Annotated in this window: 21 protein-coding genes; 10 read left to right on the forward strand and 11 right to left on the reverse strand. The window is 70.9% G+C overall.

All coding sequences use genetic code 11. The annotated features are described in order from the left end of the window. Positions 1-432 (reverse strand): MerR family transcriptional regulator, encoded by a 432-nt coding sequence (locus tag O3X23_RS21715; protein ID WP_269273133.1) that lies wholly within the window; start codon positions 430-432, stop codon positions 1-3. A 133-nt stretch (positions 433-565) separates the two neighbouring features. On the opposite strand from O3X23_RS21715, the gene O3X23_RS21720 reads away from it, so the two are divergent. From O3X23_RS21720 to O3X23_RS21730, 3 genes are read left to right on the forward strand one after another with little or no spacing between them, the layout of a single operon-like run. Continuing rightward, the gene (locus O3X23_RS21720; RefSeq protein ID WP_269273134.1) at positions 566-1351 is read left to right on the forward strand and encodes a DeoR/GlpR family DNA-binding transcription regulator; all 786 of its coding nucleotides are present in this window, start codon (positions 566-568) and stop codon (positions 1349-1351) included. Between the two features lie 60 nt (positions 1352-1411). Next, complete coding sequence (locus tag O3X23_RS21725; protein ID WP_269273135.1) at positions 1412-1789, forward strand: DUF4406 domain-containing protein; 378 nt, start codon at positions 1412-1414, stop codon at positions 1787-1789. Continuing rightward, positions 1786-2460, forward strand: coding sequence for an NUDIX domain-containing protein (locus O3X23_RS21730; RefSeq protein ID WP_269273136.1), 675 nt, complete (start codon positions 1786-1788; stop codon positions 2458-2460). The genes O3X23_RS21725 and O3X23_RS21730 overlap by 4 nt, the downstream gene beginning before the upstream one ends. A 31-nt stretch (positions 2461-2491) precedes the next feature. Here the strand turns inward: O3X23_RS21730 and O3X23_RS43950 are convergent, their stop codons facing one another. Continuing rightward, a complete protein-coding gene (locus tag O3X23_RS43950) occupies positions 2492-3259 on the reverse strand; it encodes an ATP-binding protein (RefSeq protein ID WP_331283928.1) in 768 nt (255 codons plus the stop codon). On the opposite strand from O3X23_RS43950, the gene O3X23_RS21740 reads away from it, so the two are divergent. Together O3X23_RS21740 and O3X23_RS21745 are read left to right on the forward strand one after the other, a co-directional pair. Continuing rightward, a complete protein-coding gene (locus tag O3X23_RS21740; RefSeq protein ID WP_269273137.1) occupies positions 3204-3791 on the forward strand; it encodes a TetR/AcrR family transcriptional regulator in 588 nt (195 codons plus the stop codon). The two genes, O3X23_RS43950 and O3X23_RS21740, sit on opposite strands and share 56 nt — an antisense overlap. An 84-nt stretch (positions 3792-3875) precedes the next feature. Then, on the forward strand, positions 3876-4391 hold the full coding sequence (locus O3X23_RS21745; protein ID WP_269273138.1) for a DinB family protein: 516 nt from the start codon (positions 3876-3878) through the stop codon (positions 4389-4391). A gap of 219 nt (positions 4392-4610) precedes the next feature. On the opposite strand, the gene O3X23_RS21750 is transcribed toward O3X23_RS21745, so the two are convergent. Beyond that, positions 4611-5063, reverse strand: a complete 453-nt coding sequence (locus O3X23_RS21750) for a DUF2199 domain-containing protein (RefSeq protein ID WP_443047927.1) — start codon at positions 5061-5063, stop codon at positions 4611-4613. A gap of 315 nt (positions 5064-5378) precedes the next feature. Here O3X23_RS21750 and O3X23_RS21755 point away from each other — a divergent pair, with 315 nt between their 5' ends. Continuing rightward, positions 5379-7019 (forward strand): glycoside hydrolase family 9 protein, encoded by a 1641-nt coding sequence (locus O3X23_RS21755; protein WP_269273140.1) that lies wholly within the window; start codon positions 5379-5381, stop codon positions 7017-7019. Positions 7020-7050: 31 nt separating this feature from the next. Here the strand turns inward: O3X23_RS21755 and O3X23_RS21760 are convergent, their stop codons facing one another. Further along, positions 7051-8226 (reverse strand): alanine--tRNA ligase-related protein, encoded by a 1176-nt coding sequence (locus O3X23_RS21760; protein ID WP_269273141.1) that lies wholly within the window; start codon positions 8224-8226, stop codon positions 7051-7053. A 377-nt stretch (positions 8227-8603) separates the two neighbouring features. Here O3X23_RS21760 and O3X23_RS21765 point away from each other — a divergent pair, with 377 nt between their 5' ends. Then, positions 8604-9446 (forward strand): SDR family oxidoreductase, encoded by an 843-nt coding sequence (locus O3X23_RS21765; protein ID WP_269273142.1) that lies wholly within the window; start codon positions 8604-8606, stop codon positions 9444-9446. Positions 9447-9513: 67 nt separating this feature from the next. On the opposite strand, the gene O3X23_RS21770 is transcribed toward O3X23_RS21765, so the two are convergent. After that, the gene (locus O3X23_RS21770; protein ID WP_269273143.1) at positions 9514-10590 is read right to left on the reverse strand and encodes a DUF3800 domain-containing protein; all 1077 of its coding nucleotides are present in this window, start codon (positions 10588-10590) and stop codon (positions 9514-9516) included. Positions 10591-10669: 79 nt separating this feature from the next. Next, entirely contained in the window at positions 10670-11164 is a 495-nt protein-coding gene (locus tag O3X23_RS21775) for a MarR family winged helix-turn-helix transcriptional regulator (protein ID WP_269273144.1), read from the reverse strand. A 91-nt stretch (positions 11165-11255) separates the two neighbouring features. On the opposite strand from O3X23_RS21775, the gene O3X23_RS21780 reads away from it, so the two are divergent. From O3X23_RS21780 to O3X23_RS21790, 3 genes are all read left to right on the forward strand, one after another. Beyond that, positions 11256-11723: an SgcJ/EcaC family oxidoreductase gene (locus tag O3X23_RS21780; protein WP_269273145.1), complete on the forward strand. Its 468-nt coding sequence runs from the start codon at positions 11256-11258 to the stop codon at positions 11721-11723. Positions 11724-11787: 64 nt separating this feature from the next. After that, positions 11788-12294 (forward strand): DinB family protein, encoded by a 507-nt coding sequence (locus O3X23_RS21785; RefSeq protein ID WP_269273146.1) that lies wholly within the window; start codon positions 11788-11790, stop codon positions 12292-12294. Between the two features lie 42 nt (positions 12295-12336). Beyond that, entirely contained in the window at positions 12337-12909 is a 573-nt protein-coding gene (locus tag O3X23_RS21790; protein WP_269273147.1) for a 3'-5' exonuclease, read from the forward strand. A gap of 58 nt (positions 12910-12967) precedes the next feature. Here the strand turns inward: O3X23_RS21790 and O3X23_RS21795 are convergent, their stop codons facing one another. From O3X23_RS21795 to O3X23_RS21815, 5 genes are all read right to left on the reverse strand, one after another. Then, positions 12968-13255 (reverse strand): DUF6343 family protein, encoded by a 288-nt coding sequence (locus tag O3X23_RS21795; RefSeq protein WP_269273148.1) that lies wholly within the window; start codon positions 13253-13255, stop codon positions 12968-12970. 53 nt (positions 13256-13308) lie between these two features. Next, positions 13309-14592: an LCP family protein gene (locus O3X23_RS21800; protein WP_269273149.1), complete on the reverse strand. Its 1284-nt coding sequence runs from the start codon at positions 14590-14592 to the stop codon at positions 13309-13311. A 161-nt stretch (positions 14593-14753) separates the two neighbouring features. Next, positions 14754-15980 (reverse strand): SGNH/GDSL hydrolase family protein, encoded by a 1227-nt coding sequence (locus tag O3X23_RS21805; RefSeq protein ID WP_443047926.1) that lies wholly within the window; start codon positions 15978-15980, stop codon positions 14754-14756. After that, entirely contained in the window at positions 15977-18397 is a 2421-nt protein-coding gene (locus O3X23_RS21810; protein ID WP_269273150.1) for a glycosyl hydrolase family 95 catalytic domain-containing protein, read from the reverse strand. Before O3X23_RS21810 ends, O3X23_RS21805 begins: the two co-directional genes overlap by 4 nt. Positions 18398-18481: 84 nt before the next feature. After that, positions 18482-20144: alpha-galactosidase D (locus O3X23_RS21815; RefSeq protein WP_269273151.1), on the reverse strand; the 1663-nt coding region annotated here is incomplete at its 5' end.

Raw genomic sequence — 20144 nt, forward strand, 5'->3', positions numbered from 1 at the left:
TCAGCCCCTCTTTCCGTCGTTGTCCTGGTAACCGGCGTACTCACACCGCGGCGGCGAGCTCTCCGGCGCCTGCGCGGTGGCCTCCACCTCCGCGCGCGCCAACTGCGCTCCGACCTGCTCGCGCACCTCGCGCAACCGCGCGATGACGTCGTCGAGCTCGGCGAGCTTGTGCCGGTAGACATCCAGCGAGGCGGGACACGAGTCCCCCTCCGGATGCCCGGCTCGCAGGCATTCGACGAACGGGCGGGTCTCCTCCAGCCCGAAGCCGAAATCCTGGAGCGTGCGGATCTGCGCCAGAAGACGCAGATCGTCCTCGCCGTAGGAGCGATATCCGTTCCCGGCGCGCCGCGCGGGCAGCAGCCCGAGCGTCTCGTAGTACCGCAGGGCACGGGTGGTCACACCCGCTCGTTCCGCCAACTCACCGATCCGCATGACCCGACGGTAGACCTTGACCCTGACGTCAACGCCAGCGTTCCCGCCCTGCCGCGTCTTCCCGCAGGGCGAGCCGCACACCACTTCGCACAGTGATCTACCAAAACGAACAGAATCATGTTAGAACTGCTCCATGAGTACTGCGAACCGCCTCGACGTCACGCTGCGCCTGGTGCAAGGAGCCGATCGGATGGCCGTGGCCGAGCTGGCCCGGCGGCTGGGCGTGTCGGAGATGACCGTGCGCCGGGACCTGGACGAGCTGGAACGCCAGGGGATGGTGCGGCGGGTGCACGGCGGAGCGGTCGCGGCCGGGCTGCCCGAGCAGGGTTCCGGATTCACGGCGCGCGAGCCGTGGCAGGCCGCCACGAAGGACCGGCTGGGCGCGGCCGTGGCCGAACTGGTGGAACCGGGCGGGACCGTACTGCTCGACGCCGGCACCACCACGGTGCACGTCGCGGCACATCTGATCGCGCGAGCACCACTGACGGTCGCGGTCCTCAGCCTGCAGGCGGCCGTCCGGCTGGCGGACCAGCCCGGTATCCGGCTGCTCGTGCTGGGCGGGGAGTCCCGCCCCGGCGAACGCTCCCTGGTGGGGCCGCTCGCGCTGCGAGCGGTGGACGCACTGGCCTTTGACTGCTTCGTCATGTCGATCGGCGGAGTGCACGCCGAGCACGGCTGGTCGGAGTTCTCACTGGACGACTGCGCGGTCAAACAGACCGCGCTGGCCCGCGCCGCCCGCACCGTCGCGGTCGCCGACGCCACCAAGCTCGGAGTGCAGGCGTTCAGCAGGGTCGCCCCTTTGAACGCCGTGGACACCTTCGTCACCGACGCCGCCGGCGACGACCCGGACACTCACCCCGGCGGACCCGCCACCCTCACCGCCCTGCGCGACGCGGGCGTCCGGACCCGGCTGATCTGACCGGATCCGTCCGATCGCGCGGCTGCTCCCGCACCCACAGACACTGATGAGAGGCGCCCGATGGCCACCCCGCTCCACCCCTTGATGATCCTGGTCGCCGGCCCCTACCGGTCCGGCACGGGAGACGACCCGGCCAAGCTCGCGTCCAACGCCGACGCCATGAACCAGGCCGCGCTGACGCTGTTCCGCGCGGGGCACCTGCCCGTCACCGGCGAGGCACTGGCCCTGCCGCTGATCGAGGCCGCGGGCTCCGCCGGTGTCGGCGACCCGGCGTTCGACGAGATCTTCCATCCCGTCGCGGAGCGCCTGCTGGCCCGGTGCGACGCGGTCTGGCGCATCGGCGGGTCCTCGACGGGAGCCGACCTGATGACCACCCGGGCCGAAGCCCTGGGCAAGCAGGTCTTCCACCGCCTCGACGAGATCCCCGCGGCCCGATGACGGCCGGGATCGACACACCCGACCGCCGCGGACGCACCGGACTGGACCGGGACGGCCTCGACCTGACCGGCAATCCCCGGGTGATCGTCCGTGACGTCACGCTGTTGTCCTGCCACTGGTACGTGCTGCGCACCGTCACCTTCGACTACCGGCACGCGGACGGCCATTGGAGCTCCGAGCAGCGCGAGAGCTACGACCGCGGCAACGGCGCCACCGTGCTGCTCTACGACCGCGACCGCGCGACCGTGCTGCTCACCCGGCAGTTCCGCTACCCCGCCTACGCGAACGGCCACCCGGACGGCATGCTCCTGGAGACCGCGGCCGGCCTGCTCGAGGAGGACGGTCCCGAGACGGCGATCCGGCGGGAGGCCGCCGAAGAGACCGGCCACACCATCGGGGACGTGGAGCACGTCTTCGACGTCTACATGAGCCCCGGATCGGTCACCGAACGCCTGCACTTCTACGCGGCGCCGTACAGTTCCGCGACCCGCGACGCGGCCGGCGGTGGAATCGCGGAGGAGGGCGAGGACATCGAGGTCCTCGAACTCCCTTTCACCCGGGCCCTCGAGCTGATCCGATCAGGCGACATCGCCGACGCGAAAACCATCATGCTGCTTCAATGGGCGGCCCTGGAAGGCCCATTCGCCCCGAATCGCCGGCTGGGAAATTAGTTCCAGCCCCGCCCCCGCGACTGTCGTCATTTCAGCAGGGCTTCGCGCCCTTGAGCTCGAACCAGACGGATTTGCCGCCGTCGGTGAGGTCCACACCCCAGTCGCTGGCGAGTCGGTCGACCAGAGCGAGGCCCCGGCCGAATTCGTCGTCCGGACGAGCGTTGTACAGCTGGGGCAGCAGCCTGCTGGCGTCGTCGATGTGGCATCGCAGGGTGTGGCCGCCCCGGGCGGTCAGATGGATGGGGCCGGGCGCGTAACGCACCGCATTGGTGACCAGTTCACTGACGAGGAGTTCCGCGGTGTCCGTGAAATGCTCCATCTCCCACTGCCGCAGCACTTGTCGCAGTACCGACCTGGCCTCGCGACACGCCGTCGGCGTACGGGGCAACGGCCAGGGGCCGCCCGTCGGAAGGTCCTGCTTCGGTCCTGCCGACCCCATCGGCCCCACCGGTCCCAACGCCACGGACAGCTCCCGGCGCGGCGCTGGACCCGCGTACTGCCGCCCACAACCCAGCTGCCCCAGCAGATCCGCCGGGGCGGAGGCGCCCTCAAAAGGGCGAGGTCGGCGCATAAGGGCCTCCATAAGTGAACAGCAATACCGCGAAGTAAAGCCTATGTCGACTTTACCGTGGAGTAAAGTGCCATTCATGATCGATGCGGGGAGCGCCACGCCATCACCCGAAGACCTCTCCGTGACCGGGCGGCCACGCAAACGTGCGGCGTCCCATTCCAGAGAAACGCAGATGCTGGAGGCCGCGTGCGCGGTCTTCGCGGAGGCGGGCTTCCTGGCCGCCACCATGGAGGCGATCGCCGCGCGCGCCCGTTCCACCAAACCCACGCTGTACGCGCATTTCGGAAGCAAGGAAGACCTCTACCGGCACTGCAGCGAACGGGCCGCGGAGAACCTCGCGCGGCAGCTTTTCGCGGCGCAGGTCGCGGCGGAGGGACTTTCGCTGGAACCGCAGGTGCGTGCCGGAATGCTCGCCTTCTTCGATTATGCGGCCGCGCACCCCCATGAGTTCCGGCTCCTGTTCGGCTCGGAGGCCTCCGGCACCGTCCCGGCCGCCCGGCACCGGCTCATGACCGCCGCCACGGACCGCATCGCCCACTTGATCAGGGAATTCGCGGCATCGCACCACCGGCCGCCGTGGGGGTCCAGCGCCACCTTGTGCGCTTCTTTCATGGTCGGGCTCGCCGTGGAAGGCGCCCGGAGTGCTCTCGGCGCCGGCGCGCTCAGTCCGCGCCTGGCCGGGGAGTTCGCGACGTCGTTCACGGTGGCGGCGCTGCGGCACATCGACGGCTCGCTGGCCGCCGCCGTCGACGCGGAGTGACCGTCTAGGTATCCGACCGGCGGGGCCCGCGCACCCGGAAACTCCCGTGCGCCCTGGCCGGAGACTGGGATACCGTCGGCGCCCATGACTCCTCCTCCCCGCATCCGGCCGCCCTACGACGCCGACGAGCGCACCCAACTGATCGGCTGGCTCGACATGCAGCGCGCGATCATCCGCTGGAAGTGCGAGGGGCTGTCCGAAGAGGCCGCCCACCGGTCGGTCCTCCCGACGTCGCCCATGATGACGATCGCGGGCATCGTCCTCCACATGCGGTGGGTCGAGCACTGCTGGTTCGAGGTCATGCTGCTCGGCAGGAAGGCCGAGGGTCCGCAGTTCGACGACGGACCCGAGGACGCCGACATGATGGCTGACGGCATTCCCCTCGCGCAGCTCCTGGAGGAGTACGAGCGCAGTTGCGCGGTCTCCAACGAGATCATCGCGTCGCTCTCCCTGGACACGGTCGGCAAGCACCCGGACTTCGGTGCCTCTGCCGCGTCGCTGCGGTGGGTACTCCTCCACATGATCGAGGAGACCGCCCGGCACGCCGGTCACATGGACACCGTCCGGGAGCTCGTCGACGGCGAGAAGGGCTACTACTGACCCGGCCGGTCCCGAAGCGGCAGGCCGGCCGTGTCAGGTGCGGTCCGGCCTGCGGCCCCCGCCTGGTTCAGACGGACGCCGCGACGGCGACCGGAGAATGTCAGCGCTCATCCGTGCAGTCTGCACGAAGGCTCCGCGCCGACGCATCCGGATTGAACGGCTCGTCGGCGGGGAGTCCGAGCGCGATCCCACGCGGCCGCCCGCGCGCGGCCGTTCACGTCAGCGCCGGGGGTGCAGCACCGCCTCGGCGATCTGCCGCACCCGCTCCGGAGTGATGCCGGTGCGCTGCTCCACTGCCAGCGGGTGCTCCGTGGGCTCGAGTTCGACGCGGGGGCGGCGGCCGACGGGGCGCGTGTGGACGTTGGTCTTGAGGTCGGTCGTGCTCTCCGGGTACAGGCTGAGTTCCGTCGACAGCCAGCCGAAGTAGGGCCGTTCGGTCTCCCGGCCCGGGGTCTCCCACAGCTCGCTCGCCCGCGCGAAGCTCTCGCGGCTGAGTGATATCCACACGCCCCAGGCGAAGACGTCCGTGCTCCCGATCACGGGCAGCTCGATCAGGCCCCGGACGAAGAAGGCCTGATTTCTGATCACGCACTGGTCCGACGACAGCACGCTGTCGGGGTCGTTGGCGTGGGCCGGCTCCCAGATGTCCGGGGCCGTGGTGGAGTAGCTCATCGGGAGCTCTTCGTGGTGCTCGCCGCAGGAGGAGCAGAGGAAACCGAGATCGACTGACATGGCGGAGACGATATCCGCTCCGCGGGGGTCCGGATCCGCGCAGGGTGCCGGCTCGGCGGTCGCCGAGCGCGGACGCCGGCCGAGGGACGTAGGTTCACCGTGGATCTCCTTCGACACGGTGGAAGGGACGGTACGCGCGGATGCGTTCGTCGGACGACGGGAACACCGGGGAGGGCGCCGCCCGGCCTGCCGTCCTGCTCGGCCACCTCGGCTACGGACTCGGTGCCTCGCAGGCCGTCGTGGCGGTCCTGCCCGATGGCCGCCCACCGCGCCGGGTCGAGCTGCTGGCGGACGACGGCACCGTCCTGCGCCCGCTCACGGCCGGCCCCGTCCAGGTGGTCCCGGGCTGGCGGCGCGGGCCGTTCGCGCGCGTGGAACTGCCGCTGGACCTGGGGGGCGGGCCGCTACGCGGTCCGCCTCGTCGACGGGGACGGCCGCGGCACCGTCTCGGATCCCTTCGAGGTCGCGGAGGACCGGCTGCGGCGCGGGACGATGTCCGACGTGCTGGCGTACTTCAAGGCCATGAGGTCCAGCGGCGAGATCGACCGGAAGGACCGGCACGCCGCACTGTGGGGCGACGACACCGGGCGGGAGGTCGACGCGCGCGGCGGCTGGCTCGACGCGAGCGGTGACACCAGCAAGTTCCTCAGCCACCTCACCTACACCCGCACGATGAGCCCGCAGCAGATGCCGTTGTGCGCGTGGGCCATGCTGGCCGCCCGCGACACGATCGCCGAGCGGCACCCCGCGCTGACGCGCTCGCTCGGCGCCCGGCTGCGCGACGAGGCGCTGTGGGGCGCGGACTTCCTGGTCCGCTTCCGGGCGCCCGAAGGGTACTTCTACACCGGCATCTTCGACGCGCTCACCAAGGAACTCGACGAGCGCGTCATCACCGCGCCGCTGGCGCAGTGCGTACGCACCGACCGCTACCAGGCCGCCTACCGGCAGGGCGGCGGCCTGGCCATCGCGGCCCTCGCGCGCGCCGCGACCTTGGACGACCACGGGGACTTCACCGGCTCCGCGTACCTGTCCGCCGCGGTCCAGGCCTTCCGCCACCTCGAAGCCCACAACCTGGAGTACCTCGACGACGGCACGGAATCGATCGTCGACGACTACACGGCGCTGCTGGCCGCGACCGAACTCGTGGCGGCGAACGCGGACCCCAGCGGGCGGACGGGGGTCCGGGACGCGGCCCGGCGGCGCGCTCGCGCGCTGCTGGCCCGGTACGTACGGCCCGCCGACGGCCCCGGCTGGTTCACCGGGGACGCCGCCGGGCGCCCGTTCTTCCACGCCGCCGAGGCCGGTCTGCCGGTGCTCGCGCTGACCCGGTTCGCCGCCGTTCTGCCGGACGCTCCCGAGGCCGGCCCGGTCCGGGCCCTGGCGCTGGAAGCCATGCTCGACACCCTGCGCCGCACCCACGCGGTCCCCAACCCGTTCGGCTACCCGCGCCAGCGGGTGCAGCCTGCCGGCGGGCCGGCCGCGGACGCGTTCTTCTTCCCGCACGCCAACGAGACGGGCTACTGGTGGCAGGGCGAGAACGCCACCATCGCCTCGCTGGCCGCGGCCGCCTGCGCGTGCGCCGGACTCGACGAAGCCGGCGAGGACGACCGCGCCCGGCTCGGCGCGTTCGCCGACGACCAGTTGGCGTGGATCACCGGCCGCAACCCGTTCGACACGTCGATGCTCCAGGGGCGCGGCCGCAACAACGTGGAGTACACGTCGGACTTCCCCAACCTGCCCGGCGGCATCGTCAGCGGCATCACCTCGGGGTTGACCGACGAGCAGGACATCGCGTTCCTGCCACCTGACGCCCCGCCGGGAGACGCCTGGCGCTGGGCGGAACAGTGGATCCCGCACACGGGCTGGTTCCTGCTCGCCGTCGCGATGGCCCGCTGAGCGCCGCGGCGGGCCCGGACGCGGCCCACGGTCACCGCCCCTCGGAGTCGAGGAGCCCGACGACCAGTTCCCGCGGCAGCCCGTGGGTCTCGTGCAGGTAGCTGTAGTCCTGCTCGCGCAGCGGCCCGTCGAAGCCCTGCCGGGACAGCACCAGCCGGCCCCGCTCGAGCAGCTTCGAGAAGCGGATCTCCTCGTCGAGCAGCACGTCCCGCACGGGTCCCACGCCGCTCGTCTGCCGGAAGTGGTCGAGGGTGTGCTCCACGAGTTCCGTCGGGAGGTCGGACAGCGTCCGCGAGGGGTCGTCCCGCCACAGGGTGGTCAGCACCCGGCGCGTGAGCCGGCGCAGGACGTAGCCGCGTCCGGTGTTGGACGGCAGGACGCCGTCGCCGATGACCACGATGCTGGAACGCAGGTGGTCGGACACGACCCGCAGCGACATCTCGTCCGTGTCCCACAGGCCGGGAAGCGTGTTCGTCCACGGATCGAAGATGTCGCACTCGTAGACCGACCGCTTGTCCTGCAGCACGGTCAGCAGCCGCTCGAGTCCCAGTCCCGTGTCGATGGAGGGCCGTCGCAGGGGTCGCAGGCTTCCGTCGTCGTGGCGGTGGTACCGCATCTTCACGTGGTTCCACACCTCGACCCACCGCTGATCGCTGCCCGGAGTGCCCCGCGGTGGTGTGTCGCCGGTCCATACGAAGATCTCCGAGTCGGGTCCGCACGGCCCGGTGGGGCCGTTGGACCACCAGTTGTCCTCCCGTGTCAGCTCCACCGGCACCCCGAGGTCGTTCCAGGTCCGCAGGGACTGGGTGTCGGGGCCGATCTGCTCGTCCCCGCCGAAGACCGTGACGTGCAGCCGGCCCGGCGGGATGCCGAAGCCGTCGCGCAGCAGTTCGTACCCCCACCGCAGGCTCTGCGGGCCTCCGTACTCGCCGAGCGACCAGGAGCCCAGCATCTCGAAGACCGTCAGGTGCGTGCGGTCGCCGACCTCGTCCAGGTCGGTGGTGCGCAGGCAGCGCTGGAGGCCGACCAGGCGCCCGCCGAGCGGATGCGGCCGGCCGAGCAGGTACGGGGTGAGCGGGTGCATGCCGGAGGTGGTGAACAGCACCGGGTCTCCGGGTGGCCGCAGCAGCGAGTCGCCGGTGATGCGCTGGTGACCGCGGTCGCGGAAGAAGTCGATGAACGTGCTGACGGTCTGCTCGGTGTTCATGGCGGTGGTTCCTTCGGGTCATGGGGACCGGAAAGGAGCCGGGGGCGGGGACACCGCGAATCAGGAGTCGTACAGCGCACCGGCGGCCGTTTCCGGTCGCCGGGGGTGAGGAGTGGGTTCAGGCGGCGGCGACCGTCGAGCTGGTAGCTCGCGCGGTCGCGGCGGTGACGTGCCTGGTGATCTCCATACCTCCGACGGTAGCAGGGGCGCCCGCCGGCCTGCCCGGCATTTCTTCCGGCGCCGATCCGTCCGACGGGTACGCGCTCGGTGACGTGGGCCACTCGCGGCAGTTCGCTGTCACACTCCGGACCGCCGGCCGGCTCTCGGGAGGGACAGGGAAACGCATTCCCCGCCGACTCAGCAGAGGACGACACCCAATGATCATGATCACCGGTGCCACCGGGAACTTCGGCCGCCCGCTCGTCGCGGAACTCGCGGCGCAGGGAAGCAAGGTTCGGGCGCTGACCCGCACCCCCGAGCGCGCGGACCTGCCCGCCGGAGTCGAGCCGTGCGACAGCGCCGCCCCCGACTTCGCGGGCGTGAGCGCGCTCGTGCTGAACATCGCCGGGGCGCCCGGCAGCACCGCGGCCCTGCTGGGCGCCGCGAAGGCGGCCGGTGTGCGCCGGGTCGTCACGCTCTCCTCGCTGCTGGTGGCGACGGAGGGCGCGTCCCCGGCCCGGGGCAGCACCGCCGCGCTCCACCGGGACCTGGAGGAGGCGGTGGAGGCGGACTTCCCCCAGTGGACTCATCTGCGTCCCGGCGCCTTCGCGTCGAACGCCCTGCAGTGGGCGGCGCAGCTCCGGGCCGGCGATGTCGTGCACGGGCCCTACGCCGGCGCCTGCACCGCGCCGGTCCATGAGGCGGATCTCGCCGCGGTCGCCGTCCGGGCCCTGCTCGGGGAGGAACTGCTGGGGCTGGCGCCCTCGCTGACCGGCCCTCAGGAGCTGACCTTCGCGGAACAGGTGGAGACCCTGGGGGTGGTGCTGGACCGCCCGCTGCGGTACCAGGAGATCAGCCCGGCGGCGGCCAAGGCGGCGATGCTCGCCCACAGCACCTGGGTCCAGGAGGAGATGATCGACTCACTGCTGAGCTTCCTCGCGGGAACGGTCGGGCGGCCGGCCCTGGTGAGCGGTGAGGTGGAGCGCCTGCTGGGCCGCCCCGCCCTGACCTACGCCCAGTGGGCCGAGGCCAACGCCGCCGCTTTCGCAGCCGTCTCCTGACCGTCCGGGGGAAGTGCCCCGGGACCGGGGGTCCCGGGGCACGCCTGCAGCCGGGCGTCGAGCACACCTACAGCCGGGCGCTGGGCACGGGACCCAGCAGGGACCAGCTCCTGCCGTCTCCCCAGAATGACGTTTCATCGACATACGGCCGCAGCAGACCGGTGAGTTCCGCGTCGCCTCGGCCGTTGAGTTCGTCCGAGGCGATCTTCCGCGCCACGCCGGCGAGGAAGTCGGCGAGCTGGATGCGGGCGTCGGAACGGGAACTGACGAGCGTCACGCTCGTCAGCCGGCCCCGCGGCCCGTACCCGGGATCAGCGGGGTACGCCGCGCTGAAGATCTCCTTGAGCTGCGCGATCCGCTCTTCAGTCAGCGTGTTGTTCCTGTCGTGCACGATGGCGACGGGTCGGGTGCCCTCGCTCCAGTGCGCCACCGTCCGGACGATCGAGGGGATCAGCGGGTCCAGCGCGGGGATCAGCGTCGGGTCGTCGAGGAGGCGGGCCCGGAAGGAGTCCGCGGGCGATCTGGCCGCCGCGAGTTGTTCCATGATGCCGTCGAGCGGGCTGCCCGCACCGGCGCGGCGCAGCTTGTCAATGGAGCGGAAGAACGACTCGACGGGGGTCCGTTCGCCCCAGAGGTTCTTGGTGCGCATCAGGTTGTTGGCCGACTCCAGGAACTCCTGCCACAACTCCGGCCCGAAGGACCGAGGTCCCTCGCGGTACAGCGCGACGGCCAGGGCATGGGCTTCCTCGTCCCGGCTCAGACCCGCGCTGGCCGCGTGCGTGGCATCCCCGACCAGCAGGTCGACCGCCCTCCCGACCACGAAGAACGCCTTGTCGGTCAGGTGGACCTGGGCATGGCCGTGGATCGGCCCCAGCGGTCCGAGCAGCCAGGTGAGGACCGGCCGGTGCTTCTCGCGGAGCAGATGGTTCGCCTTGTACTCCTGCGCGGGAGAGCGAATCCTGTTCCGTATCTCCTGGATGCTGTCCGCCGCCAGGGCGACGTCCAACCAGACGCTGGCATGGGCGAATACATCCGTGTTGCCGCCCAGGAGATTCTCTCCGTCGGAACCCGACTCGTCGCAGGCGACCTCGATGAGCGGGCCGGTCGCCGCCGCATGGAGAGGTTCCTCCCGGTCGCCTGTCACTGCCTGGTCCTCCCGCGGATGGGCATCCCGCCATCATCGGTGATCAGCGCGGGATCCACCACGAGTTTTCCGACGGTCCTCACTTCCGAGCGCCCTCCGGCCCGGCCGGCCGGGCGACATCGCGGCGCAGTTCCTCGGTTGCCGCGTGGTACGCCGTCGCCGCGTGCTCGAAGTAGTCGAAGAGGACGTCGAGCTGTTCCGGGGTGTACCGGGCGAGAACGTCGCCGACCCGGCGTCGGGCGGGCCCCGCGACCGCCTCGACGTCCACGCCACCGGTGGCTCCGGCCACCGGCTCGATGATGACCTTGCGCCGATCGGCCGGGTCCACCGCCCGGCGCACCAGGCCCCGGCGCTCCAGGCGGTCGATCAGCCGGGTGGTCGCGCCCGTGGTCAGCCCGGTGCGCTCGGCGAGCTCGCCGGAGGTGAGGCTGCCGGCCAGGTCGAGAACGCTCAGGGCGCGCAGGTCGGTGGTGTGCAGCCCGGCGGCCTCCGCACTCGCCTGCCCGTTGAGCACCACCGCGTCCACGTAGCGGCGGTAGATCCGATGCGCGTTCTCCCGGCGAACGGTTGACATCCCGAGCGACCTCCCTTTCACTTATATCTGCACGCATGCAGATACTTCAGTCGTGCAGATTCTTTTCAGTGTAACCAATCGGAGGCCCGAGATGAACGCCGACAGCATCGACCGCACCGCCGACCTGCAGGCCATCACCGCACTGTTCGAGGGCATGAACGCCGCCTGGGGTCGCGGCGACGCCGACGCCTACGGCGAACACTTCACGTCCGACGCCACCTACACGACGTACGTGGGCACGCTCTACCAGGGGCGGACCGACATCGTGGAGTCGCACCGCGCGCTGCTGGCCACGTTCCTCAAGGGCACGCGGCTGGCGGCGGAGACCACCGACATCCGGTTCCTCTCCCCCGACACGGCCGTGGTGCTGTCCCGGGGAGATGTCAGCAAGGGCGACAAGCCGCCCAGGAAGCTCCGGAAGGTGCAGACGTCCACGGTCGTCCGCGACGCCGACGGGCGGTGGCGGGTGGCCGCCTTCCACAACACCAAGCGGCATCCGGTCATGGAGGCCGTGTCCTTCACCTTCGCCCCCGCCACCAAGCCGCTCGCCCACCGGTAGCGACGCCGGCCGGGCCCCTCGGACCATGGCGCCGGGCACCCGCATGACTTGGCATGATGACCCGATGCAAGATCACGAGAGAACCCAGCCGCCGTGGATCGCGGACGAGCGCGCCAGCCTGACGGCCTTCCTGCAGTACCAGCGCGAGACGCTGGCCATGAAATGCAGCGGGCTGACCACCGAGCAGTTGCGGACGAGAGCCGTTCCCCCCTCGGAACTGTCGCTGCTCGGACTCGTCCGGCATCTGGTCGAGGTCGAGCGCGGCTGGTTCCGGAAAATACTGAACGACGAGGACGTGCGGCCCTACTGGCCCCGCCCGGAGCCCGGCCGGTTCAGCGAATGGGACGTCGACGCGGCCGACCCCGACGAGGCGTTCCGCGCCTGGCACGAGGAGTGCGCCCGGTCCCGCGCGATCGTGGAAGCGGCCGGGTCACTGGACGACACCGGGCACTACGGCGACGAGGTGTACTCGCTGCGCTACATCCTCACCCACATGATCGAGGAGTACGCGCGGCACAACGGTCAGGCCGATCTGCTGCGCGAGTGCATCGACGGCACCACCGGGGAGTAAACCGAGGTGACCGGCGGACGGTCGTCTTCTACGCTCGGCAGCATGGACGGCGCCGCGGGACTGTTGAACGTCATCGATGTCGAGGCGACCTGCTGGGCCGGCGAACCGCCTGCCGGGGCGGTCAGCGAGATCATCGAGATCGGGCTGACCGTCGTCGACCTCGACACGGGCGAGCGGGTCGCACGGCACCGCATCCTGGTGCGGCCCGCACGGTCCGCCGTCAGCGCCTTCTGCACCGAACTGACGGGTCTGACCCAGGCCGAGGTGGACACCGGCGTCGCCTTCCCCGAAGCCTGCCGGCTGCTGGCCGCCGAGCACCGGGCCGGGAGCCGGCCGTGGGCGAGTTGGGGTGACTACGACCGGCACCAGTTCACCCGGCAGTGCCTGGCGACCGGCACGGAGTACCCCTTCGGATCCCGGTACACCAACGTGAAGCCGGTCTTCACCGAGGCCCATGGGCTGCGCAAGCGGCCCGGCATGGCACAGGCCCTGCGGATCGCCGGGCTACCGCTGGAGGGCCGCCACCACCGCGGCGAGGACGACGCGTGGAACATCGCGGCCCTGATCCTCGCCCTGGCCGCCGACGGCGCCTGGCCCGGCGCGTCGGCACCCTGACGGGACGGGGATCGGACCCCTTCCGCCCGGCCGCGGAGGGCACGGCCTGGGACAGGCCCTAGGGACGGTGCTGCCGCAGGTGGTAGTCGCCGCCCCCGACCGGTCGGTACGGCGGGATGTCGCGGCCCGGCTGGTAGTGCGGCCCCTGGCGCATGTGGCGGCCCACCAGGAGGATGTCCGCGGCGGCCACCGCCGCCACGACCGCGAGGGCGACCGCCCACTCCGGGTGACCCGCCACGGCGAATCCCACGGCGCCGCCCACCGCCCAGACCAGCCCGAACACGGCGAGCCCCAGGCGCAGGCGCAGGGCACTGCGCGCGGTCAGCGGCTCACTCCCGGTACGCATGGCGACGCATCTCCTCCCCTCCAGCATCCACCTTCGGAGCGGCGATTGCGAGGTCAGCCGCCGGAGCCGAACACCGTGTTGGCGCAGGTGTCCTGGTCCGCGGAACGGGCGTCGGCCAGGACGGTGGAAGGCAGCGCCGTGGGCGTCCCCGTCGGCTTCGTCGAGGCCGAGGGCGTCGGCGTCGCGGGCGGGGTGGTCGTCGTACCGGCGGCGTCCTGTCCGTCGATGGTCAGGTCGGCCCTGAGGGTGGCCCACAAGGTGTCGACGTCGGGGTGGACCAGTTCGACGCGCTCGCCGCTGAAGCGCCAGGGGGTGGTCAGGAACTTCAGCTCGTGCAGGTCGATGTGTTTCAGCGACGAGCCGAACTCCAGGAGTTTGGCAACCGAGTCGAGACCCGGGTCGACGATCAGCGACTTGGTCACGGCCTCCGCGAGCGGCAGCAGCGTGGTGGGGTTGATGCCCTGCCCCTTGATCTTGGACACCAGTGAGCCGAGGAAGGCCTGTTGGCGCAGCATCCGGCCGATGTCGGAGCCGTCCCCGATGCCGTGCCGCAACCGCACGTAGTCCAGGGCCTGCTGGCCCTGGACGCTCTGCCTGCCCTTGCTGAGGACGAGGTTGCCGCGGGCGCCCAGATTCGGGTTCACGTCGCGGTCGTAGATGTCGTTCGGCAGGCACACCTCGACGCCGTGGACGGCTTTCGTCATGGCCGCGAAGCCCTCGAAGTTCGCCACGATGGTGTGGTCCACCCGCAGGCCGGTGAGTTTCTCGACCGTGTTCTGCGTGCAGGCCGGGTTGCCGGCGTCGGTCTCGCCCACCGAGAACGCCTCGTTGAACATGGTGTGGGACCGCTCTTCGGTCCAGGTCCCGTCCGGCAGCCGGCAGGAGGGGATGGTGACCAGGGTGTCGCGGGGGATGGAGACGCCGATCGCGTGCCGGTGGTCGGCGTAGACGTGCAGCAGGATCGTGGTGTCCGAGCGGGCCGTGCCGCTCTCTCCGCCGCCGAGGCTGCTGTTGTTGCCGCCGCGCGAGTCGGATCCGATGAGCAGGACGTTGACCGGGGTGTTCCCGGTGGCGTCGGGTTCGGCGGCGGGCGGCCTGTCGGCGCTCAGCGCCTCGGCGGGGAAAGTCCTGATGTTGCTGTTGAAGTGGTAGTAGATCGCTCCGCCCGAGACGACCAGCAGTACCAGTGTGCCGACCGCCGTCCAGGCGACGATCCTCCTGGCCCGACGGCCGGTTCCACGCACTGCCGGGGCCGCGGGGCCGCCGGCCGTGGTCTCGGGTATCTCCTCCGGAGCGACCCCGTCGTGTTCGTGCGTCTCGTACCGCGCGCCTGGCATCTGCGTACCTCTCCCCTGGTGTGCGACTCCTGAGTCGCACACCGAAGATCGTCGCAGACGGATATGAGGATAATGTTAGATCTCTCGAACAGTTCCGAACACAGACGCCGACCTGCGGCCGGACCCGGTCGGGTCCGGCCGCGGACCGCTGCCCGGCGACGTCAGCGCGCACACCGCAGGCTCGTCAGGTCGATCGAGTCGGCCATCGCCTGCATGCCCTTGTCGTTGGGGTGCAGATGGTCACCGCCGTCGAATACCGGCAGCAGCCGCTCCTGGTCGTACGGGCTGCGCAGGAGCCTGTCGAAGTCGGTGACGGCGTCCAGCCCACCGCCGGTCCTGAGGAAGGCGTTGACTCCCTGGCGGACGGCCTCACTCGCGGGATCGAACTCGGACCACCCCTTGAAGGGCAGCACCGTCCCGCCGACGACGCACACCCCCGCCGCGTGCGCCTGGTCGATGATCTGCCGGTATCCCCCGATCAGATCGGCGACCGTGACGCCGCTGTGCGCCTTGATGTCGTTGATGCCCTCGAAGAGGAACACCGTGCGGATCCCGGGCTGGGAGAGCACATCGCGCCGCAGCCGCGCGAGGGCGCTCTGCCCGGCGCCGTCGGCCAGCACCTTGTTGCCGGAGATCCCCTCGTTGGCGACTCCCCTGACACCGATGCCGCTCGCGCCCTGCAGCCGCCGGGAGAGGTAGTCGGGCCACCGGCGGTCGGTGTCGGTGCTCGACTGCCAGCCGTCGGTGATCGAGTCGCCGAGCGTGACCACGGCGCCGGTGTCCGCCCCGGTCTCCACACTGACCGCGTCGAGGTAGAACCACGAACCGATCCGCTCGTTCCAACTGCCCGCGCCCTCCTCGCCGGCATGGTCGCCGCCGGCCGCGTAGGAGGTCTGCATCGCCATGCCGTGGCCGGTCGCCGGCCCTCCGGCCGCCACGACATGCAGGCTGACGACGAGATCGCTCTGCGCCGCCAGTGCTCCGGACAGCGGGTCGCTGTACACGGTGGCGCCCGGCGGCACCGTGACGGCCCGCCCGCCACCGAAGGTCAGCCCGCGGTTGCTGCCGGGGACGAGTCGGGCGCCGTCCTGCTGCCGTCCGGCATAGACGCTGTCGAACGTCACCGGTCGGTCGCCGAACGCGTTGGACAGCCGGACGCGCGGGCGGCCGCCACCGACGCTCGTGCGGACGACGAGCCGGTAGCTGTGGTCGGCGACCGTCGTTCCCATCCGGTCGGCGCTCGCCCCCCACGTCACCACCTGGTGGGCGGAAGCGCGCACGACAGGTGCTGCCGCGGCCGTGGAGGCCGGTGCGCACAGGGCGACGATCAGGCCGCCGACGATTCCGGCCGCACCGACACCGCGCGGCAGCCACGGACGGCGGGTCACCGGCTGAAGTCCCGCAGGGTGACGGAGCCGCCCGGTTTGAGGCTGAGAGCGCGGGCCACTCCCCCGTACGAGACCGTGGTGGCGCGACCGCCGACACTGCGCAGCCGCGCCTCGGTGACCTTTCCGTCCCGCCAGCGCAGGTCGATGACGAACCCGCCGCGCACCCCGACGCCGGTGACCGATCCGGAGCGCGCCCACGCCGCGGGGAGGGCGGGCAGCAGCTCGATGTGGCCGGGGCGGGAGTAGACCAGCATCTCGATCATGGCGGCCGCGGTACCGAAGTTGGACTCGATCTGGAAGATGCCGCGGCCGGCCGACACCTCGTAGATGTCGAACAGGTTCATCGCGGTGCCGTTGGTGCCGCCGATGGAGGGCCGCAGGTTGTTCACGACCAGCTGGTACGCCTTGTCCGCGTTCTTCAGCCGGGCCCAGCACAGGCTGCGCCAGGCGTTCGCCCAGCCGAAGCTCTCCGTCCCGCGCGCGGTGAGCAGCGCGGTCGCGCCGTCGACCACCTCTTTCGGGGTGGAGCCGTCGGGGCGGATCCGGTCGCCGGGGAAGAGCCCGATCAGCGGGGACAGGTGCCGGTGGGTCGTCTCCCCGAGGTTGTCGGGTGACATCCACTCCTCCAGCCAGCCCGTCTTCGGGCTGACCCGGGGCAGGTACAGCCGCTCCTGGAGCGCGCCGATGGTCCTGCTGTGGCCGGCGTCCCGGCCCAGGACGGAGCACGCGGTGCGGTAGTTCTCGAAGAGCGACCGCACCAGTTCCTGGGCATAGGTGATGCCCTTGGCGTCGAGGGGGCCGTGTTCGGGCGACCAGTCGCTGTCGGCTATCAGGACCTCGCGGTCCTCGCCGGTGGACGGGTCGGTGACGGTCGTGGTGAGCAACCGCGCCTCCCAGAACTCGCAGGCGCCCTTCAGGAGCGGATGGATCCTGGCGAGATAGGCCGCGTCCTGGGTGTACTCGTAGTGCTCGAAGAGCGAGTTGGACAGCCACGCATTGCCGGCCGGATGCCACCACCAGCCGCCTCCGCCATGGATGTTGGTCGAGATGGCGACGGTCCAGCCCGCGATCTTCCCGCTGGAGTTGCGGTAGCGGTTGCGCGGATCGTTGAACAGGGTCCGGGTCAGCTCGGTCCAGGACGGGAGCTGCGCCAGGCAGTAGTCGGCGTAGGCGTCGAAGCTGCTGGACAGCCCGGCCCGGTCCGCCATCCAGTAGTTCATCTGGATGTTGATATCGGTGTGGTAGTCGCTCATCCAGTCCGGGTCGTTGCCGTCCAGCCACAGTCCTTGCAGGCTGAGCGGCAGGCTGTCGCGCGATCCGGCGATCATCAGGTAGCGGCTGAACTGGAGGTAGGAGGCTTCCAGTTCGGGATCGGCCTCGCCGTCCCGGGCACGCGCCGTGATGCGCTCCCAGGTGTCGAGGCGGCGCTGCACGGAGGACGACGCGCCGAGCGAGATGCTCATGCGCTCGAAAAGCGCCCGGTGGTCGGCGACATGGGAGTGCAGGAGCGAGGTGTACGGGTGGCGGGCTGCTGTGAGGACCTTGCTCCGGGCCAGTTTCTGCGGGTCCAGGGCGGGGTCGCGGTAGCCGGCGGAAGCGTCGGGCGCGTAGTTGGTGCCACCGCTGACCACGACGGTGAGGTCCCGGCACCCGGCGAAGGAGATCCGGGGACCGTCGATGGTCACCGTGCCGGCGGAGGAGAACGCCGTCACCGCGGCGCCGTAGCGCAGTCCGCCGTCGGGGAAGGCGGCGCCGAACGACGCGTCCATACGGAACCGGTCCCCGGTCGTGGTCTCGCCGTGGGTGCCCGCCAGGGTCACCGTCCCGGTGTACCGGCCGCCGCCGCGCTGGGAGAAGTGCAGGACGATGGCGTCGTCCGGATGGCTGGCGAAGATCTGCCGTTCGTACGTCACTCCGGACCGGACGTACGAGGAGGAGACGATCCCCTGGCTGATGTCGAGGTCACGGCGGTAGTCGGAGACCGCCGAGAGGTCGTGGTCGGGGATGTCGACGGTCAGTCGCCCGAGCAGGGTGAAGGAGCCGAAGTTCTCCCGGGCGTAGGGGAACTGGCCGTCCGCGTCGAGCACCGCGTTGCGGCCGCCGGTCCACAGCGTCGCGTCGGTGAGCAGGAGCAGCTCGCGCGACGGGTCGTTCCCGGTGAGCGCGCCCAGGCGCCCGTTGCCGACGGGCAGTCCCTGTTCGATCATCGCGCTGTCGGACGCGGGTGCCGGGTACCGGAACCTGGTGGTCGACGCCTCGGGAAGCAGGGGGGACGCGGACGGGCGCGCCGCCGGCGCGGAGGCCGCGTAGGCGGGCAGGCCGCCGAGCGCGGAGAAGGCACCGACCGCGGCGGCGAGGGAGAGGATGTCGCGGCGGCTCGGCCGGCGGGGGGTCGAGTCGTTGGTCTGGTCGTCCACGGTGCACTCCGATTCGTGGCGGAACGTGGTGGGGGGCGGGCGAGGGCGCGGGGCCCGGAGGAGATCGGACCCCGCGCCCGGTCGTCACGACAGCTTCGGCACGTCGATCCGGTCGATGTCCGGGGCGTACCCGTCGCCGCTGTCGAAGGTGACGGTGTTGCTGCCCGCCTTGAGCGTCACGGGCACGCCGACGGTCTCGACGCTCCCCCAGTCACCGGTGGAGGGGAACTTCAGGGCGGTGGGCCCGTTGCCGTTCGCGGAGACCTGGGCCGGGCGCGCGTCACCGCTGATGTAGGCGACGTCGATGACGTAGCGGCCGGCCCTGCTCACCACGATGTCGTTGAACCGGAGTCTGCCGCCCTGGTAGAGGTTGCCGACCTTGTGGCCGCCCGAGCAGGCCGCGCAGTCGCCGGTCCCGGCGTTGCCGCTGAGGGTGTTGACCGCCGACTCGGCCTCGTAGCCGGTCTTCTGCTGCGCGGGGCCATGCGGGGTGACGGTGAACAGCCGCGAGCCGTGTTCGGGCAGTGCCTGCGTCACCTTGTCCTGGTACGTGCCGAGGTCCTGCCGGTTCCAGAGGTCACGGACCGCGCCCGGGCCGGAGAAGCCGAGGGAGGTCCAGTCGGCGGTCACGGCGGCGGGCCCGTTCCCGAGGTTGAACAGGGCGACGGTGTAGCTGCCGTCGGCGTTCTTCGCGCTCCAGACCTGCTGGTCGCCGGCGGCGGTGATGGGCCGGGCGGGCGGGGTGCTGCCCTGGTTGAGTGCGATGACTTCGCGGTTGGTCAGCAGGGAGACGCCGTAGTCGTCGAGGCGGGTGAGGTCGTCGCCGGTGTAGAGGGGGGACTTGGCGATGGCCCACAGGGTCGCGTAGCTCTGCCGTTCGGCCTTGGTCAGGCCGTCCATCTCGCCGTTGCCGACGTCGAGGGAGTCGAGGTCGTTCCAGCCCCCGGGTCCGGCGTGCCGGGTCCAGCCGGCCACGTCGGCCCACCGGTCGTCGACGGAGTTCTCCCACGACACCAGGGTGTTGCAGTAGCACTCCACGTCGGTGTCGATGCGCCAGCCGTTGGAGTACCGCTTCCAGTCCGCGGCGTGGTTGATATCCAGTGACCAGGACAGTTCGAGGTGGATCGGACGCCCGGCCGTGGCGATCGCCTGCTGCCAGGCGGCGGCGTCGGCGACGTTGTCGTAGTTGTCACCGCTCTTGGAGGAGCCGGGGCCGACGCCGTCGAGCTTGAGGAAGTCGTATCCCCAGTCGGCGAACAGCCGCGCCTGCGAGTCGATGTACTTCTGTGCGCAGGGCCGGGAGAAGTCGAGTTTGTACGCGCTGTCCCAGCCGTTGGTGGTGCGCAGGTCGCCGTAGACGATGTCGGCGGTGGTGCAGTCCGGCGCGTTCCAGATCGGGACCTTCCCCGCGCCGTACGCCTCCTTCTCCAGCCCGGCGGGCAGGTAGATTCCGGCCTTGAGGCCCTTGGCGTGGATGTCGTCGGCGACCGGCTTCATGCCGCGCGGGAACCGGACGGGGTCGGGTGCCTGGCGGGCGTACCCGTCGAACTCCGGCTTCCACGTCGTGTCGCGCCACCAGCCGGCGTCGATGTTGACGTACTCGTATCCGTACTTCCTTAGCTTCGACGCCAGCGCGCCGGCCTGCTTCAGGACGTTCTTCTCGGTCAGGTAGCTGTAGTCGCCGTCGGGGTTCAGTCCCGGGTACTTCGAGGACTGCATGCTCCAACTGGACCAGCCCATGTACGGC

It is taken from the genome of Streptomyces sp. H39-S7, from assembly GCF_027158205.1.
GTDB lineage: Bacteria > Actinomycetota > Actinomycetes > Streptomycetales > Streptomycetaceae > Actinacidiphila.